We start from the raw sequence: 19,075 nt of genomic DNA, 5'->3' as shown, positions 1-19,075 counted from the left end.
TGGATGTAGGAACTCGGAAAATCACCGATATGAATTCAATGATACTCGCATTGAAAATTCGTGAACGTTGCCGCCGACCCTTTCCCGTTTGCATATAGACCGATAAGTACGCCTGTAAATCCTCCGGCAACCTCAGAAGAAAGGTATCTGGTTTGGGCCGTCCCCAGAACGACATTTTTGCCGTCCGAATTGAACAGGAAGGCGTACCGTTCAGCGCTTGCCCGGATAATCAGCGTCGCGTGATTGCTTGTCCCTATGCTTTCCTCCGACTCCACGGATTTGATGTCGCCGACATTCAACCGTCTGGCCACTTTGTACTCGTTCCCGACTTTGCGGAAGGCCAGGTCATAATGGTGATTTTCATCCATGTAAAGCGTAATGCCGGCTTCTCCGTCCGTCAAAGTCACGTCGCAAGTGATGACCGCATTGAAATCTCTCTGACGTAAGCCGATGAAGGTAGGGGATAGCGGCGTATCCAACGTAATATCTGTACCTTTAAGCGTAACTTTGTTGGACGCAAGTTCATATTGTTCAGGATCGGGGTGACGAAGGTAACACCAATCCAGGTTCCAATCCGTATTTTCAAACGTATATACCGTTTTCTCCTGTTGCACGACGGCGTCCGGAATCCGGTCGGTTTCGAAGCTGGTCAGCGTAGTGCCATCCTGTCCTGCCGTAAACCACCCATCTTCACCAAAAGTAACCGGAGTAAGAAACACTTCCCGTCCCAGATGGTGATAAGTCAGCCAGCGTCCGATCTGGCGGAAGCCCAGATGCAGCATCCACCAATTTCCGCGATCATCCTGAACCAGGTCCCCGTGACCGGCGCCCTGCAGCTCGTAACCACCCAAATTGCGATTGGTCAGCACAGGGTTGTGCGGATAGGCTTCAAACGGACCAGAAGGGGAGTCTCCTCTCGCATATGTGACCATATGACCGTACTCCGTACCCCCTTCGGAAGCCATGAGATAATACGTTCCGTTGATTTTATACAAATGAGGGCTTTCCAAATAACGACCACCCGTTCCGCTCCAAATCACGCGGCCTGGGGTCAGCTTGCGGCCGGTTTCGATATCGATTTCACACTGAATGATGCCGCCCACGCCATGCTCATCCGTGCCGTTGCTCATGAAGAATGCTTTTCCGTCTTCGAAATACAAATCGGGATCAATCCCGCCTTGATCGACGTAAACAGGGTCCGACCATTCACCGTAAATATCGTCTGTCCACACATAGAAATTTTGCCGGGTCGTGTCATTGGTCGTTGTCATGTAGAACCGCCCGTTGTTATGACGGATCGTCGGGGCAAAAACGCCGCCGGAGCTGCTTACCGTTGCCAATTGCACCTGGCTTGTCCGAGTCAGGCAATGCCCGATTTGCGTCCAATTGAGCAGATCTTTACTTTCAAAAAGGGGGACGCCAGGGAAAAACTGAAACGAACTGCATACGAGATAATACGTGTCGCCTACTTTGCAGACGCTTGGGTCCGGATAAAATCCTTTAATTACAGGATTATTGTAGTTCATGTTAAATATGCACCTCACTAAATTCACGTTGATAAGAATTCAAACCATTGGTATCATCAAAATTAAACAACAAAGCGTGTGAATTTACAATAATCCGTGATGGAATCTGCAACTAAAATCCATTGGATTCATATAAATGAGATTTCAACAACGAGAACAAGGAGAGTTTCGAATAATGAAAGCAAACGGAGATTTGAAATACATGCTGTTATATGAAGCCTTGGCAAGCGAAGTGCGGTGGAGGATCATGGACCTCATCTCCGATGGCGAAATGAATGTGAAGGATATCGCCGACAGGCTGGAGCTTAGTCCTTCCATCGTGACAATGCACGTACGGAAACTGGAGCAAGCTGAACTGGTCGGCAGCCGAAGAATTCGGCTCAACGGCGGAACGCATAAAATGTGTTTCCTGAAGCAGAAATCGATCGAGATCGAACTGCCGTCAGCCAGATCAGTCAGGGATATCGTGAAGGAACAGACGATTTCGGTAGGGCATTATACGGCTTTTGAGGTGCATCCGACTTGCGGGCTCGGGACTCATGAGAAGGAAATCGGAGTATGGGACGATCCCCGGTACTTCCTTGATCCCGAACGTGTTCACGCGGCCATTTTATGGTTTGGCAGAGGATATGTCGAATATAAAACGCCTAATTACTTGCTGCCCGCGGAGACGGCCGACGCCATTGAAATTTCGATGGAAATCGCTTCCGAGGCGCCGGGATTGAGGGATGATTGGCCATCCGACATTACGTTTGCGTTTAATGGAGTGCGACTTGGAACCTGGACCAGTCCTGCCGATTTCGGCAGAGCTGCCCGCGGGAAATATACGCCCCCATGGTGGCATAGAAACGTGAACCAGTACGGATTGTTGAAAACGATTCGAATCGATCATGCGGGAACGTATATGGATGGCGAGTGGATGTCCAACATAACGATCAGAGACGTCAAGCTCGAAGAGTTATTCTGGACGCTTCGTTTTTCCGTCGAGGAGCATGCCGCTAATGTCGGCGGGTTGACATTGTATGGGGCCGGTTTCGGAAACCACAATCAAGATATCGTCATCCGAACGATCCAGAAAAAAGATACGCTTTTATGAGAATGGCGTGATGCGCGAAACTCGATGATTGGGGGGTGTACTCAAAATGGAGATTACTCGGGCTTCACTTCATAGTTCCTGCAAGGAGATATAAGGGAGAAGGGCTTATAGCTGGTCCTTCTCCAATTTCTCGATCAAGGTGGAAAAATCGACGCCCAGGAAGATTATTTCTTCTGGCTCTCGAACAACTTCAATAGGCGGCATATTAAACATCGGGAAGTTATCCTCCCGTAGATCGTAGCTGTCAAACCGTCTCTGGTTCTTAGGCATACGCTGCTTTTTAAGTTCCTCTGTAAAAAGTATTTTGGCTCGCAGGGCTTCAAAAGAGTATCCTCTGCCTAAACGATTAATGACTCGAATAAGGCTATTTAGAGATTCCGTATAAGCATCTGAAATGCGATGTTCGAAGCAGGCGAATATTTCCTCTTCCCAGTACTTCATAGCCATTGTAAGTGGTTCAAAAGCGGATTGCAGTTCAGTTGGTATTTTAACTTTCCATTCGTTGTATTTAAGAAATGCCGTCTGTCTGTTATCACAATCCCAAATATCCAAAAATGATTCCTTTAAGTCATAAGCAGTGCCAAGAGGAGGGTGATTTTTTGTCCAAAGGTCAAGCGTAATTTTATCCGTCTCTGTAAGCTCTATATGGCGTTTGAGGAGGATAAAACGGTCGTGCATCAGCTTGCGGCGTGCTTTTGGCGATAATCCTTCAAGGATCTGCTTACGTATGGTTTCTAACGCTTGGTTTGCCAAACGGACGACGTGAAATTTATCTACGATGACAAGAGCTTTTGGCAATATAGCCCTCACGGCATCCTTATAAGGTCGCCACATATTCATTGTGACGTATCGGATTTCCCCTATATTTGGAAGACGCAAGAGGTAATCTACAACGGTCTCCTTGTTACGATTGGGCAAAACATCCAACAAAGTACGTTCCTCAATGTTGGTTAAAACACATCTTGGCTTAATGATGTGTATTTCGCCAATCCCAAGCCAATGAGGAGTTTCATATCGATGCGTTTCTTTAAGACGATTGATGTAATCACGAAAGATGTTACGTATCGTTTTTTCATGCAATCCAACCTCTTCGGATATGCTGACAAACGTGCGTTTAAGGCTGTGCTTCTCTATATAAGACAATAATCGTTTGGTGCAGTTTCGCTTTTCGTCTATGGTGTGGTCTAAGTGTTCCCAAAAGGTTCGATTGCAGTCTCTACAGCGATATCTTTGACGTTTTATAAGAAGGCCTACACGCTTGCCGTGAATAGGTAGGTCCATGCAGACCTGTTCCCTGCTATCGTGTTTGTAGAGGTTGGCTATACATCCACAATGAGGGCAAGCCAAAGGCGGAGAGTTCGTCACCACTTGTATTAGAATATCAAATTCATTCTCACTAATACTCAGGATGTTGAATTTTGAAAGATTCAGACGATCCATATGAATTTCTTCTATCATTTATGATGCAAACTCCTTCTTTGTTTTCGTATGACTGGTCAGAATACCGCTGAATATGAAAGATAACAACGAACCGGCAAAGCATATGGCCGCAAACATGCCTACGGCGGAAAAACCGTTAAAAGTCGCGTAAATCAGGCCTGCGATCCAAGAACCGAGCGTGGTCGCAGCGTACATGATTGAATTGGCCAAGCTGGAGATCGTGCCGCGGATGGTCGGATTTAATGAATTCAGCATTCCCAATATTAGGGGAAAAGCGATCCCCATATTAACGAATATGAAAAAGTAAACACTTTCGAAAACCGCAACCGATGGCAAGTGAGGCAAAACCATAAAACATGCGATAGAGACAAGAAAGCCCACAACCAGCGTATTGAAACGGTTTAACGTTTTGATCACATAGGCACCGCCGAAGCTCCCGACGATATTCCCGAGACCAAGAAAAAACATCACGTACCCTGCTTGATCAATGGAAAGGTGAAAGCGATCCGTCACCCATTTTCCAATGAAAGAAAAGGCAGCAAAAAATCCACATTGAAATAAGAAATGAGCGAGGAAAGCCCTTCTCGCCATGCGGCTATTCAATAGCGGGACGTATCTGCTGAACATCGGAGTCTTTGTTTTTGGGCTTTGATTCGGCTTCATTTCGGGTAAAGCATAGAAGATAAATACCGCAACCAGTAATGCACATGCTCCGATCGTAAAAAAAGGATAAGACCAATGGCTGGAGGCAAGCAGGCTTCCAATAGGGATGCCGAACGCTTGGGATGAAGCCAAGCCTGCCATGACGATTCCCGATACTTTGGCGATTTTTGAGGTTGGAAACAGAGCGGGGATGGAGGCCCAGACTTGAGGCGCCGTAAAAGCTGCGCTGACTCCGGCTAAAAAACGGAAGAAGAACATCGACCAAAAACCTGTGGCAAAGCCGCATAATATCGTTGAAACCGAGAAGCAGACCATGCCGGAAAGCATGACTTTTTTACGATCCCAACCATCGGAAAGCGGTCCAGCAATTAGTGCAAAAATGGCATAACCTAAAGCATAAGACCCCACCATCCAACCCGAATATTCGGTCGGGATATGAAACAAGTCCTGAAGAGTGGGGATGAGCGGAGAAATCAAAAACGTATCCGTACCGATAACAAACATGATCAGGAAAAATAAAGCAGTTAATTTGATCATTCTATATTCACCCTTTATAGTTAGTTCTATAGTTCAAAGATTATTGAACTAATGATTAAAAAAAGAATTTCTTTCTACAATGTATCCAGAAATCCGGGTAAGTAAGTTTGAAATGTCTCCAAATCGATGCTCATATACTTCGTTTGGGCTTCTTTTCGTACCTTGATCAATTTCGCCTCCTTTAAAGCACGCAAGTGATACGAAGTATTCGATTTCGTAGTATCGCGAATGTCTCCTACTTCTCCACAATTCATCTCCTTCCTGCTGGTGTATAGAGCTCGTATGATGTCCAATCTTGTTTCATCGGCTAATGCCTTGAATATTTTGACTCTGAGTTCATCATTTATTATTTTTTGAGTAGTCATAAAACCATTGTACTAAGATATCGCTACAAATCAAGTCTTCAGAAAAATACCACCATATTCTCCGATTTTTAAGTCCAATGTTTGGATTTTGTTTCCGCCATAAATTCCGGTTAACCCCAAAATTTTACGCCTTCGAACTTGTAGGCATTCCCGTTCTCAGCCTCAAGTGAGCGGGATAGAGAAATGCAATGGACTTTTTACAGGCCGTCGCAGTATCCCCAAACCAAAAAAGGGGAGAAGGCGCAAATCCCCAACTCCCCCTTGTTTTCAATTTTCCTTCTACGGCTCAATGCCCCATACAAGCTGGTCGTTCAGATATCCGGTAACCTGCTCATGGTTTGCGAACTGACTGCCGGATGCCTGGAACGAGTAGTCGTCAGCCTGATTGTAATTGGACCAATCGGTTTTGGAGAACCGGGTTTGAATTTCGGCACTCTGGCCAGGAGCCAGCGTCCCGGCCGCAGTTGTGAAACCAACTTCCAGATAGTGGTCTGCCCCGGCCGCCGGAGCTGCCAGTTTGACGAATTTGCTCGTCACGTTTGCGCTTCCGATACTGGCCCAGTCGCTCCAGAAGTTCTGATCTTCTTCGCCGTCAATCGTGTAATAGTACCGCAGCTTCACGTCATTCAATGAAATCGCTGAATTCCCGGAGTTAATGAGTTTGAATTTGGGAGAGATCCCGTTCGTAGAGGCACTTGTGTTGCCGTTAAAGGCTTGAATCGTTAAATCTCCTGTGGCCGCAGGAACACTGCTGTCTACCACATTCACGGTAAGAATGGCATCATTTCCACCGCTAAAATGAAAGGTGATCGTATTTTGACTCAGCGGCAATGAGGAAAGGTAACCTTTGTTCAGAACGACGGAAGCGTTGGATGCCGTATAATCCTGTCCCGGTATAAGCGTATAATTACCGTTCGTGATGCTTGTCAGTTGATGCCCGTTTAACGTCAGGGTAAGGGGAATATCCTGCTGCAAGTTCACGGCTTGATCAAATGTCGCATTCGTGAGCGAAAGCGAAGCGCTTGGCGTTGAATCGATAATGCTGACTTTTAATACAGGATCTTGCCCTTGATTAAAATCCAAAATGATTGAATGCTGGCCAACCGGCAATTGGGACAAAAACTCTTTTTTTAGCAGCAGCGTGCTGCCACTTAACGTATAATCCTGCGCTGCCGTCAATGCATTAGTACCTGACCGGAGAGCGGTCAACGTATTGCCGTTGGCATTCACGGTAATGGTTTGGTCACTCTGGTGGGGCGCGTATTTATCAAATTCAACATGTGCAGGAGTGATGGAAGCGCTTGGCGTTCCTGCGTCAACCTTTAAATCGGGCAGCTCATCCAGCGTAATGACATAGTCACTTTGATAAAGCGTTTTCAGCGTGGCCGGATCGTTAAAGGCAGGGCTCATCAAATGCTCGCCGTACCATGGACAGAAGTAGAGCCATCCTGACTTTTCCTCCGTCAGATTCTGTACGCTCGGTACGGTGTCGTTCTCCGTCATGGCCACCATTTTTTTGCCGTCCGTCAAATCAACAAGCTGATAGAAAATCGAAGTAATGGCATCTTCGTTGGGTACGCCGGACAAACCGTCATAACGATTGTAGATCGTATTGTATTTATCATAACCGACGAGATCCACCTTGTCGTCGCCGGGATACCATGCGGGAGAAGTGCTGTACACGTAGCTGTTGTAGGTCCAGATCAAGTTGTGCAAGTCATACGTCTCCGTAAGCTCGGTATAGAGAAGGTCCCACAGCTGTTTATATACGTCGGCGCCTGCCGAAGCCCACCAGAACCACGCGCCTTCGCCGTTCAACCCGCCATTGCCCTCGGCCTCATGGTAGGGACGGAAAATTACGGGCACGCCGTTGTCCTGCAAAATCTGCAGCTGTTCCGCCAAATCTTCAATGGTCAGCATCACATATTGATATTCTTTCGTTCCGGGAATAACCGCATTGGCCGTATTAAAATTGGTTTCGGTCGGTTTGTAGGTCGCTTCTTTCCAATCCACGAAATCCCCGAGTTGATAGGTGTCGAATTTGCGGGGGACATTGATATGCCATGAAGCTGTCGCGATCCCGCCGCGGGTATTCACCCAATCGATCATGCGAGCGGTTGTGCCGTCTTCCCAGCCATACAATGGATTGTAGTTCATGAAATCGAAGCCGCGAATGGCCGGATACTTTCCGGAAAGATTGTGGATCCATTCGAACTCCAGCTCGGTATTTCCGTCATTTCCGCCCCCGTAAATCTCTTGTTGGCCTGAAATGATATGGTTGCCGTACACCTCTGTCAAATAATTCATCAGAAGCTGGGTTTCAGGTGTGGCCGCAGGATCGGTGAGGACAGGCTGCACATCCAGCGGATCAAGATCGGCATGATCCACAGTGAAAGTGTCAAAATAAGCAAAGCCCCAGCCTGCCTTGACTTGTATGGTATTGCTTCCCTTATTCAGCTTGTGAAACCCAAAATCGTAATTCGACCATGCAGTCGTGTAGGGCAGCATGTAAGATCCTTTGGTGATACCGTTAACGGTCAAATATTGGAGCCTGCCGTCAGGACTCAATTCCTGCATGTATCGAGTGGAGATCGCGTACATGCCTGTTTCCGGAACAGTCACGGTAAAGGTGATCGTGCCGGAATTTTGCATCCAGACAAATCCCGTCCCGGAGAATCCGGGTTTGGGTTGTCCGTAAATTTCAGTGACGACTTGCAGATCGGACGTGAGCTGAGCGTTTTCACTTTCAATCGTGAAGAGTGGAGGATCATCTGCATGAACAGGCACGGTCATCCATCCAAACAACAGGGTAATGGCCAACATCATTGCGCTTGCCTTTTTGAGCCGATTTTTCATTCTCATCTCCCTTTCCATAAATGAAATAAGATAAAGAAAGATCAATAAACCCACTCATGGATGCGCTTTCAAAGTAAACATAGCATATGCATCAAACTTTGTAAATATATGGTATAAAAAGTTGGCGATTTGCTGCTCTTTAGGAGAAGAAGAGAATGAAGCGGGAAAATACGCCTCTCACAGATCGTGGAAGCACAAGAATAGGCTGCAGAAAAAGTAAAGTATCAATATTCCTTGACAGGAATATACTTGATGAAGTATATTCTTCTCAGAAGTTGAAATGATCCTGGATCAAGGAGATGATTCGACGGGAAACCATACTAACAGAGGTGAGCAACATGTCCGGAAATAGCCCGGGAATGGACATAGCAACATTGACTGCGTTAGCTGAAGCGAATCGGTTGAATATTGTCCAATTGTTGCGCAATGGTCCGCTGCCAGTTGGCGAAATCGCTGATCGTCTGGGTATTCGCCAACCACAAGCTTCGAAACATTTGAAAGTGTTAAGCGATAGCGGAATCGTGGAAGTGCGTGCCGATGGAAACCGAAGGATCTATGCGCTTCGATCGGAACCTTTTCAAGCGATGGATTTTTGGGTACAGTCCTTCCGGCATATTATGGAAGAACGTTTGGATAATTTGGACAACTATTTGCGCGAAATTCAAAACAAGAAAAAAGAAGACTAATTTCCTTTCCTAAGGAGGAGTATTGAACATGCCCGACAACAAAATGGTTTCAAACGTAGAGAGTGGACGCATCCTGGTGCTGGAACGCGTATTCGATGCGCCGCGTGAACTCGTATTCCAAATGTTCAAAGAGCCGGAACATCTCAAACGCTGGTGGGGGCCGAAAGGCTGGGAAATACCGGTTTGCACCGTCGATTTCCGTCCCGGCGGCGTGTGGCATTACTGCATGAAGTGCGTTGATCCGAATCAAGGTGAATTTTACGGCATGGAGTCCTGGGGTAAAGCCGTTTATAAGGAAATCGTTGAACCAGAGCGAATCATCTACAACGATTATTTCTCGGATGCCGAGGGCAATGTTAACGACGACCTGCCATCTTCCTTGATTACGATGGAATTTATCGATTTGGGCGGCAAAACCAAGCTGGTGAACCGTTCTGAATACGTGTCCCCAGAGGCGCTCCAAATCGTGATGGATATGGGCATGCTGCAAGGAATCACGGAAACATGGGATCGCTTGAGCGAATTGTTGGAAGGAGAGCTTAAATAAATGATTACTCAACTTGGGCAAGTGATGTTATATGTCAACAATCAGGATGAATGCAAAGCATTTTGGACCGAAAAACTGGGGTTCGAGGTCATCTCCGAAGAAGTTAGCGGCCCCATGAGATGGATTGAAGTGGCTCCGAAGGGGGCGGCAACCAGCATTGTTCTTCATAATAAAGAATTCGTTGCCGAAATGAACCCCGAGATGAATCTGGGAACGCCTTCTCTCATGTTTTACACGGAACAATTCGACCAGTTGTACCGTGACTTGGCAGACAAAAACGTAACCGTTGGCGAAATCGTGGAGCTTCCCGCAGGCAGAGTCTTTAACTTTGCAGATCAAGAGCAGAACTACTTCGCCGTCATGGAAAAGAAATAGAGGGACACGCACAGCGTAACGGTCAAAAGTCGCTAAATTAGCGGCTTTTTTCCATTGGATTGCAACTATTGCCTCGATTGCAGAAAACGGATTTGGCTCCATGTCTGGATTAGTATTTTGAAATATGCATATAATGGATTGATTGTTCCAGCTCCAAATTCTCCACTTTGTATAGTGCAGTATAATCTATGAAAACGGAAATCGGAGGATTTTCATGTATAAATTGATGATCGTCGATGACGAATTGCTGATGCGAGTTGGCATTCGTTCCATGCTTGATTGGGAGGAACACGGATTTTATGTCGTTGGTGAAGCGGCGAATGGAAAGGAAGCGCTGGAACTTGCGCTGGACGTTTCGCCCGATCTCATCATTACGGATATCAAAATGCCTGTCATGGACGGGCTGCAGCTTATTCAAAGGGCCGCTGACGCTTTAAAAACCTGCAAGTATGTCATTTTGAGCAATTTTGACGAGCTTCATTATGTGAAAGAGGCATTGAAGTTAGGTGCCTCCGATTATTTGATCAAAAGCGAGATCACGGAGACCACGCTCGCAGAACTGCTTGCTTCGATTCGTCAGAAGCTGCGGAAGGAGTTTGGAAGCCAAGCCGGGATGCCCGTCAATCCACATACGTACACGCAGAGTCTCAACCATTTAAAGGATACGTTTTTTCATGATCTTGTAAGCGGATTCATAGAGGAGGGGGATATTGCCGCGAAGGCCGAAGAGCTGCGTGTACGCGTGAGATCGGACAAGTTGGTGGTCATCAAGTTTATCGTAAACTATTACGAGGATACAAAGAAGAAATATGTCGAGAAGGGGGAAAAGCTGCTCCGTTTTTCCATTCTAAATATTATGGAGGAGATCATTCCATCCAGATGGGAGAAGGAGATCGTCGTTGATAGTTCATCTGAATATTGGGTCATCGTCAACATTCCTCCGGATCGTGCATCAGTAGGCGCCGATATCAGGAAACTGTGCGACAAGCTGCTTTCTTCCATCAAAGATTTGATGAATGTAACGCTCACGGCTGGCGTAAGCACTGCCGTAACGGGTTTCGGCAGCATCAGAAAGGCGTATCAGGAGGCGGAATCTGCTCTCCGCCAGGGATTCTACGCAGGCAGCAAACAGGTACTGTTTTATGAAGATGTGGTCCATGCTCCGCCCCGGAAAGAAGTGAATGCGATCCTGAACGCGCAGCAGGAACAAGATTTTTTGAAAATATGGATAAGCAAAGACGAGAAAAAGGCGGGGGCCTTTCTTGAAGCCGTCCGTTCGGAGCTGGAGGCGCTGCATGCGGATGAAAATAGCATTCGTGAAAACTACATCCTGGTTATGGAAATGATACACGCACATGTATCCCGGACTGCACAACGGACACAACCTGCTTTTGCAGAGAAGTCGCCCTACGAAACCGTCCTGAAAGGGGAGTGCTGGGATGATATTCATCAAGCTTTGCTGGCTCAGATCGGAATTTATTTCAAGGCCGATTCCCGGGTCATGCAGGAGCGTACCTACGCGGACCTCGCGATCGAGATCATCGACAAATACTATGCCGAGGACATTTCTTTGCACAGCGTAGCCAACCAAATCAACGTCAACCCGTCGTATCTCAGCCGAATGTTCAAACAGGAGAAAGGGGAGAACTTTATCTCTTATTTAACCCGGGTTCGAATCGAATGCGCAAAGAGCTATCTCATGAGCAGGGAATGGAGAGTTTATGAGATTGCAGACAAGGTAGGGTACCACAACTACACCTACTTCAGCAAAATATTCAAAAAAACGGTAGGCGTCAGTCCAGAGGAGTATCGAGAAATGCAGCAAGGCTCCCATGTGATTCGCGAATAGAGGTGCATCGTGAGGAAGCATGTCCGGCTGGTTCAAATTAAATACAAAATTATGGTGATTTGCATAACGGTCATTATTCTTCCGGTATTCGTCATGACGATTAATTCGTATTACTCTTCCGAACGGCTGCTCGCGCAAAATTATACCACGCTGCTCAGCGATCTGACCAAGCAGACGAACATTCGCATTGACGAGTTTCTTAAAGAGATTGAGAAAATTTCGCTGCTGGCCAGCAACGGACTTAGCGGCAGTTTATCTGCGACCCATGAAGGAAGTTTTCCGATTCAGGATTTTTTGAGGGACGGGGGTGAGCAGAATGAAAATGCCGCTTATGACATTTTGATGAATTACATCATGATGAAGGACCGTGTATTCTCGATTTACCTGTACAACCTGAATGGGGGGCAAGATTTGTTCGTCAGCCCGAATCAGCCGATCGACCGAAACTTCAACATGCAGAACGAGCTGTGGTTCAAAAAATTCATGCATACCAAAGATCGAACCATTACGCTAACGACCCGAATCGATCAACAGTTGAAAAATAAAATATTAGCCGTCTCGCATGCTCGGAAAATTCATGATGTGACTACCGGAAGGCTGCTTGGCGTCATCGTTGTGAGCATCGACATCAAGTTTATCGAAATTGTCAATCGCAACTTGCAGGAAGGTCTGCGTTCAAGGTTCATGATCGTCGACGCGGACGACAAAATTGTATATAACGTCAATGAGAGGTTGATCGGCACGTTGTTCCGAGACAATGTTCGGCCAGATGAAGCATTAAATGTCGTAGTGACCAGTCCGCTGAGCCAGCAGAAATGGACGACCTACTTGTACATGCCTCTGGATGAGTTGACTGCCGACGGCAAAATACTGGGCCGCAATCTGATCATGCTGGCCATGGTCATGTCCCTCTTTGCTGCGATTATTTCCATCTCTTTATCCCATGTCATAACACGTCCCATAAAGAAACTAATGCGTAATATCACCTTGGTTGAACAGGGACATTTCGATCAAGTCGAACAAATCCGTTCCCGGGATGAAATTGGACACCTGTCCATTCGTTTTAACAAAATGTCGTATGAATTGAAGCGCATGATTGAGAGGGTTCAGCAGGAAGAAATGGAGAAGGCGGCAGCCGAGATGCGGGCGCTGCATGCCCAGATCAACCCTCATTTTTTGTATAATACGCTTGGTTCGGTGAAATGGATCGCCTCCATGCAGCAGGCTGACAAAATCGTGGACATGACGGATGCGCTGATTTCGATGCTTCGGTACGCGACAAGGTCTGACGGGACCTTGGTAACGATACGTGAAGAGTTGGATAACATCGCCAATTACGCCACCATTCAGAACGTGCGGTACTATGGCAGCATTCAAATGAAATACGAGATCGAACATGGATTGTCGGCGTATTATATGCCCAAAATGATTTTGCAGCCGCTGATCGAAAACGCGATTTTCCATGGCCTTGCCGATCTTGAAGAGGATGGGGTGATCACCATTCGAATCCAAGCGCAGGGCAGCGATATTGCCGTCGAAGTTTGCGATAACGGTGTCGGTATGGACCATCATACGATCCGGAACGTGATGGACGAAAGGGAGGATAGGGATACGGGAGCGAGGGGGATCGGCCTGCATAATGTGCATCGGCGCATTCAGCTTCACTTTGGCAGGCCCTATGGAGTGCAGGTGAACAGCAAGCTTGGCGAAGGTACGGTTTTTACCATTTTGCTGCCTGCCATACCAGAATTGCCGGAAACGAAATCATGAGCCTGTGGATGGAATCCGAAGATGGATCGGCAGGCTGGGTAATATTGAATTTGAAAAAAAGCTTGCAGACCATGCTGCAAGCTTTTTTGCCTACCCTTTGACGCTGCCAAGCACCAACCCTTTGGTAAAGTATTTCTGAAGGAACGGATAAACGAGCAAAATCGGAATGGCGCCGAGAAACATTTGAGCAGCGCGTCCGGTTCTAGCATTCATCATGGAAAGGAGCTGAGTGTAATCGCTTCCCGATTTCAACATGATCTGCTCAAAGCTCTGCAGAAGGGTCTGCAGGTAGCTCTGTAACGGGTAGTTATCCGGATTGTTCATATAAATGATGCCATCGAACCATGAATTCCAATGGCCGACGATGCTAAACAAACCGACGGTTGCAAGGGCAGGTTTGAGCAGGGGGAGTAAAATCCGAACCAGGACCTGCATCGGTCCCGCACCGTCGATAATGGCCGATTCTTCAATTTCCTCCGGCAAACCTCTAATAAAGTTCATCAGAATGACCATGCTGAATACCGGAAGGGCTCCGGGCAGAATCAGGGACCAGATGGAGTCGATCAAGCCCATTTTGACCACAACCAGATAGGTTGGAATCAACCCTCCGTTAAATAACATCGTGATGATAAAGAATCCCATATACATGTTGCGTCCCATCAACTTTTGTTTCGATTTCGAGAGTGGATACGCGGTAAGTACCATTAAAACGAGATTGACCAGCGTACCGAGCAAGGTGCGTTTAATGGCGATCCAGAGAGAGGTATAGAACGAATCTCCGGATAATGCAAATTCATAAGCCTTTGTCGAGAAATCGACAGGCCAGAACGTAACGCTGCCGGCCGAGACGGCCGAGCTGCTGCTGAACGAAACCGCCAACAGGTTGATAAACGGCAGAATGCAGAGGAGTGAAATTACAATCAGAATCGTGTAGTTCACAACATGAAACAAGCGCCTGCCCATGCTTTTATCGTTGATCATAATGAGGGTTCCTCCTTAGAAGATACGATAGCCGGCTACCTTGTAAGCCAGAAAATAAGAGAGCGCCATGAGCACGCTGGAAATGACGGACTTGAACAACCCGACGGCCGTGCCGATGGAATACTGTGCCTGCTGAATCCCTAGACGATATACATAGGTATCAATAATATCACCGGTCTGATACACAACAGGGGAGTACAGGTTGTAGATTTGATCAAAGCCGGCGTTAAGCACGTTGCCGAGCGATAGTACGGTCATTAACACAATGGTAGGCATAAGGAGAGGCAGTGTAATATATATCGTTTGTTTCCAGCGTTTGGCTCCGTCAATCACTGCGGCCTCATAAAGCCCCGGGTCAATGCTGGTCAGCGCTGCCAAGTACACCACGGTGCCAAAGCCGAAGCCTTTCCAGATGTCGCTCACGATCATGGTCCATGGAAAGATCGAGGGTGTGCCGAGAAAAGAGATGGGGGCAATCCCGAATATGCTCAAAAACGTGTTAATAATGCCGTCGGCGCTCAGGATGTCCAGCATGATTCCGGCCATGATGACCCAAGACAGGAAGTTCGGAATATATACGAGCGTTTGGAAGGTACGTTTGACGGCACTGTGTATCACTTCGTTCAGCAATAAAGCGAAAATAACGGGAACGACAATACCTCCGACGATTTTGAACGCGGACATGTACAGCGTATTCCAGATGGTTCTCACGAAATTCGGTTGACTAAACACATGTGTAAAGTTGTCCCAGCCCACCCAAGGTGAATTGAATCCAAGGCCCGGATTGTATTTCTGAAACGCAATGATTAGTCCGTAGAAAGGGATGTAGCTAAAAATGAACACCAAGACCAAGCTTGGGATGAGCATGAGATGGTAGGAGCTTTGCTGTCTCCATTTTCTCAGCATTCGAATTCCTCCGTTTCTGATGTGATGAGCTTCTGTCCTTCAAATAGAGAACGGGACGAGAACAGGCTCATCCCGTTTGGAGTATGGCTCGTTATTTTCCGTAGGCTTCATTCACGGCCTTGGTAGCCTCGTCACCGCCAGCTGCTCTCCAGTTCTGGACGAGCACATCGAAATAGTCAATGCTTTCCGTACCCATGATGATCTTGGTAAACCCTTCCGTCAAAAGGTCATCCAGAGTTGTGCCGTAGCTTGCCAGCACTTCGGGGGTTACTCCCCACAGTGCCGTCTTAATGTAGTTTTGGTCGTCAAGGACTTTCTTGGCAAGACCGTACGCGTTCTTTGGAGCACCTTGCTGCAAATAATCGCCGACGGCTCCTGGCGTTGCATTCTTCATGAACTCGACGCTATTGTTATATTTCTGCCACATGCCCGAAGTGGTTAGGCCGCTGGTGTCTTCGGATTGAAGTGCCGCGGATACGGCCTCGTATTGCTCGTAGTCGGAGTTCGGGTTGAGCACACGGAAGGCACCGACGACATGAGCGATATCGTTGTCCAGCAGGGCGGATAACGTTTCCTTGGATTCCTTGCCCTGACCTTCATCGACGATATAGGCATAATCGTTCAAGATGTCGATGACCTCTTTTGGATTCGCGAAGCCTTTTTTCATGACCACATAATTGTTATTTGCAAAGAAAATCGATTGTTTGGCTTCTTTTCCGTCGACGGTAGGAATGGTATAAGGGTAAAAGATGGCGTCCTTGCCCAAATTGGCCACCGTATCTACACCAGGATTGTACCCCCACCATTGATAATACGGCTGCATGCCAACCTTGCCGGCGACGATATCTGCGTTCATGGCGTTGAAGTCTTTGATCGCGAATTCCGGATCGATAATGCCGAGTTTGTACCATTCTGCCCATTCGGCTAACGCCGCTTTCATTTCAGGTTGGATCGAACCGTATACCAAGCTCCCGCTCTGGTCTTCGATCCACAGATCCGGATGGGCGTTCCAGCCAATGGCGAGCAAGTTAAGGTAATCCAACGATTGGTCAACCGCCATGCCATACCCGCCGTGTTTCTCCATCAATTTCAGCGCAATGTTTTTGACGTCGTCCATATTTTTCGGATCTTCCAAACCAAGTTCTTCCTTCCAATCATTCCGTATCCAGATAAAGTCGGGCTGTTCGATCAATCCCCAGTGCATTTGTGGGATTCCATATAACTTGCCGTCCTTTTTCCCCGACTCGAAACTGTCAGCATCCGCCTCCATATACCCTTTAAGACGTTCCGAAGCATTTTGCTCAAAGACATCCGTAAGATCCATGATCATATCCGCTTCAATTAACTGCTGCAGTTGGGATGGATTAACTCGAAATACATCGGGCAGATCGTTCGAGGAAATGGCCAAGTTCAATTTGGTATTATACTCATCGCTCACCCAGTCTGTTTTGACTTCAACACCCAGTTTCTCTTTGTATCGCCGGATCCAAACATTGTTGGTAATATCATCGCCCTTCGGATACTTTGCGGACGTGTACTCGGAGGTTACCGTGTGAATAGTTACCGTTCCTGATTCAGCGTTACCCGAGTCTGAACTTGTCGGATTTTTGCCGGTGCTGCCGTCATTACTGCACGCGGTCATAAGAATGGTGGACATGCATAAAGTCAAAATCAAGGATTTCGTTTTCTTGGCCATGCTCGTTCCCCCTATGAAATGATTTCAGTGAAGACTTGCTTGAACACATTGTAAAGGTGGAAGGGACAGAGTGGTATAAAAGTTATTGACGGATATCCACAACTTTTTTTACCTGTTGATCTGACGTGGAACAATACAAATAGGGGAGCATGCAATTTTTTTACTTTTTCCATACTTTTCTTTACGGACTACACTTGTGTGTATGTATAAAAACAAGCTCCAATCCCCAATTGGGGACAAGAACTTGTTTCAATGATATAAGCCAAAATAAAACAAACACACGTTAAACGGAAAGGCAGTACCAATCTGGAGAAGCGAAGCGTTCGCCTTTACCGATGGAAATTTTACTGCGCAATAGCTTCAAATTCCGGCTGCAATTTGTTTCGCAGAAGAAACATCATGATCGCACCCACAAGGAATGCCACAGCATCGGCAATGACGAGCGACCAGACCACGCCGTGGAAACCGTTCATATGATTGGCGATATAGAGCACCGGAATCAAGGTAACGCCTTGAATAATGGACATGATAAATGCGGCGGTTCCTTGTGCTGTTGCCTGGAAAATACCCGTGAACAGCGTCGTCATTCCTGAGATGAACAGGGATAAAAACGTTACGTGAAGAATGTAGCTGCCCATTTCAATGAGCTGCGGATCACTCGTAAACAATCCGATTAAATGATCGGAGATCAGATAAACGATGACGCCGAAGCCGACGGCTAACGCAACCATGGTTTTGATCGTAAATCCTATCGTTTGTTTCATCCGCAGTTTATTCGCCGTAAAAGTGAAAGCGATGAGCGGCACGACTCCCTCGCATAAACCCATCAAAATAAACTCGGGGAATTGCAGCAAACGTGATGATATTCCGTACCCCGCCACGGCTTGATCTCCGTAATCGGCAAGAAAATGGTTGAGCACGAGTGACATGGCACCCAGGAAGATACTCATAATAAACACGGGAACGCCGATTTTGAGCACATTGCCGAGAATGTCCTTGCTGACCTTGAACCATTTGGACGAGATGGTCAGGAAACGGCTTTTTGTTCCCATATGGAAGGCGTAGAACGCACTCGCAACCAGGTTGGAGATGACCGTGGCCGATGCCACGCCGATGATGCCCCAATGAAAGACGTAGATGACCACGGCATCCAGAATGATATTTACGACCACGCTAAGGATCATCCCAGCCATTGATGTGATGGCTGCTCCCTCCGAGCGCACGATATTTTCCAGCGTGAAAAATAAAATCACGAAGGGTGAGCCGATGAGCATCACGGTGACATATTGTTTCGTGAATTCAAAAGCTTCCGGCGTTGCTCCCAAACCATGAACGATCGGATCGATTAACGGAAGGCCGACGGCCATCACGATCAAACCGAGAACTAAACTGCTATAAAAGGCAAAGGAAGACACATGTTTTACGTCATCATACTTGTGTTCACCCAATAGACGGGAGATGAAGGTACCGCTGCCCATGCCAATCAAGCTGCCTAATGCCATAATGGCGGCGAATAAAGGCAAGGTAAGCGCAAGGGCGGTTAACATGGCCGTATTGCCCAGCGTCCCCAGGAAATAGGCATTCAAGATGGAGTATATGACATTCATTGATGTGCCGAGCATCATGGGAATCGCAAAATGAGCTACGGCTTTGGTGATCGGTGCTTTTTCAAAGTAATGGAGATGTTCTGCATCCATGCGGATCACTACTTTCTTCATGTATTTTGTTCTTATGGCAATCTAACAGTGTTAGATTGTACCTTACGGTGTAAGATGATATCAT

The 19,075-nt window shown here is 47.0% G+C and carries 15 protein-coding genes; 6 read left to right on the top strand and 9 right to left on the bottom strand.

What is annotated here, in order from left to right:
- Nucleotides 1-35: 35 nt before the first annotated feature.
- Complete coding sequence (locus RSX24_RS11075; protein WP_343260605.1) at nt 36-1,526, bottom strand: glycoside hydrolase family 43 protein; 1,491 nt, start codon at nt 1,524-1,526, stop codon at nt 36-38.
- A 172-nt stretch (nt 1,527-1,698) separates the two neighbouring features.
- Here RSX24_RS11075 and RSX24_RS11070 point away from each other — a divergent pair, with 172 nt between their 5' ends.
- Entirely contained in the window at nt 1,699-2,622 is a 924-nt protein-coding gene (locus RSX24_RS11070) for an ArsR/SmtB family transcription factor (protein ID WP_343260883.1), read from the top strand.
- 105 nt (nt 2,623-2,727) lie between these two features.
- Here RSX24_RS11070 and RSX24_RS11065 read toward each other — a convergent pair whose 3' ends face one another.
- The 4 genes from RSX24_RS11065 to RSX24_RS11050 all read right to left on the bottom strand — a co-directional run bounded on the left by RSX24_RS11065 (nt 2,728) and on the right by RSX24_RS11050 (nt 8,483).
- Nucleotides 2,728-4,062: an ISL3 family transposase gene (locus tag RSX24_RS11065; RefSeq protein ID WP_438286822.1), complete on the bottom strand. Its 1,335-nt coding sequence runs from the start codon at nt 4,060-4,062 to the stop codon at nt 2,728-2,730.
- A gap of 18 nt (nt 4,063-4,080) precedes the next feature.
- Nucleotides 4,081-5,262 carry an MFS transporter gene (locus RSX24_RS11060; RefSeq protein WP_343260603.1) on the bottom strand — a complete coding sequence of 394 codons (1,182 nt, stop codon included), beginning with the start codon at nt 5,260-5,262 and terminating at the stop codon, nt 4,081-4,083.
- A 74-nt stretch (nt 5,263-5,336) separates the two neighbouring features.
- A complete protein-coding gene (locus tag RSX24_RS11055) occupies nt 5,337-5,627 on the bottom strand; it encodes an ArsR/SmtB family transcription factor (protein WP_343260602.1) in 291 nt (96 codons plus the stop codon).
- A gap of 279 nt (nt 5,628-5,906) precedes the next feature.
- On the bottom strand, nt 5,907-8,483 hold the full coding sequence (locus tag RSX24_RS11050; protein ID WP_343260601.1) for a glycosyl hydrolase: 2,577 nt from the start codon (nt 8,481-8,483) through the stop codon (nt 5,907-5,909).
- 338 nt (nt 8,484-8,821) lie between these two features.
- Here RSX24_RS11050 and RSX24_RS11045 point away from each other — a divergent pair, with 338 nt between their 5' ends.
- The 5 genes from RSX24_RS11045 to RSX24_RS11025 all read left to right on the top strand — a co-directional run bounded on the left by RSX24_RS11045 (nt 8,822) and on the right by RSX24_RS11025 (nt 13,710).
- Nucleotides 8,822-9,169 carry an ArsR/SmtB family transcription factor gene (locus RSX24_RS11045; protein ID WP_236414053.1) on the top strand — a complete coding sequence of 116 codons (348 nt, stop codon included), beginning with the start codon at nt 8,822-8,824 and terminating at the stop codon, nt 9,167-9,169.
- A gap of 28 nt (nt 9,170-9,197) precedes the next feature.
- Nucleotides 9,198-9,716: an SRPBCC domain-containing protein gene (locus RSX24_RS11040; RefSeq protein ID WP_343260600.1), complete on the top strand. Its 519-nt coding sequence runs from the start codon at nt 9,198-9,200 to the stop codon at nt 9,714-9,716.
- Nucleotides 9,717-10,091 (top strand): VOC family protein, encoded by a 375-nt coding sequence (locus tag RSX24_RS11035; protein ID WP_343260599.1) that lies wholly within the window; start codon nt 9,717-9,719, stop codon nt 10,089-10,091.
- Nucleotides 10,092-10,305: 214 nt separating this feature from the next.
- Nucleotides 10,306-11,940 (top strand): response regulator, encoded by a 1,635-nt coding sequence (locus RSX24_RS11030; protein WP_343260598.1) that lies wholly within the window; start codon nt 10,306-10,308, stop codon nt 11,938-11,940.
- 9 nt (nt 11,941-11,949) lie between these two features.
- Complete coding sequence (locus RSX24_RS11025; RefSeq protein WP_343260597.1) at nt 11,950-13,710, top strand: cache domain-containing sensor histidine kinase; 1,761 nt, start codon at nt 11,950-11,952, stop codon at nt 13,708-13,710.
- A 90-nt stretch (nt 13,711-13,800) separates the two neighbouring features.
- Here the strand turns inward: RSX24_RS11025 and RSX24_RS11020 are convergent, their stop codons facing one another.
- The 4 genes from RSX24_RS11020 to RSX24_RS11005 form a co-directional block, all read right to left on the bottom strand.
- Nucleotides 13,801-14,691, bottom strand: coding sequence for a carbohydrate ABC transporter permease (locus RSX24_RS11020; RefSeq protein ID WP_343260596.1), 891 nt, complete (start codon nt 14,689-14,691; stop codon nt 13,801-13,803).
- A gap of 15 nt (nt 14,692-14,706) precedes the next feature.
- Complete coding sequence (locus RSX24_RS11015) at nt 14,707-15,597, bottom strand: ABC transporter permease (RefSeq protein ID WP_236414064.1); 891 nt, start codon at nt 15,595-15,597, stop codon at nt 14,707-14,709.
- Between the two features lie 91 nt (nt 15,598-15,688).
- On the bottom strand, nt 15,689-17,293 hold the full coding sequence (locus tag RSX24_RS11010; protein ID WP_343260595.1) for a type 2 periplasmic-binding domain-containing protein: 1,605 nt from the start codon (nt 17,291-17,293) through the stop codon (nt 15,689-15,691).
- Nucleotides 17,294-17,637: 344 nt separating this feature from the next.
- On the bottom strand, nt 17,638-18,990 hold the full coding sequence (locus RSX24_RS11005; protein WP_343260882.1) for an MATE family efflux transporter: 1,353 nt from the start codon (nt 18,988-18,990) through the stop codon (nt 17,638-17,640).
- Nucleotides 18,991-19,075: the final 85 nt, after the last annotated feature.

It is taken from the genome of Paenibacillus hubeiensis (genome assembly GCF_032334105.1).
Classification (GTDB): domain Bacteria; phylum Bacillota; class Bacilli; order Paenibacillales; family Paenibacillaceae; genus Paenibacillus; species Paenibacillus hubeiensis.
The sequence above is the reverse complement of the archived record's forward strand: the minus strand, read 5'-3'. Positions and strand labels throughout refer to the sequence as shown.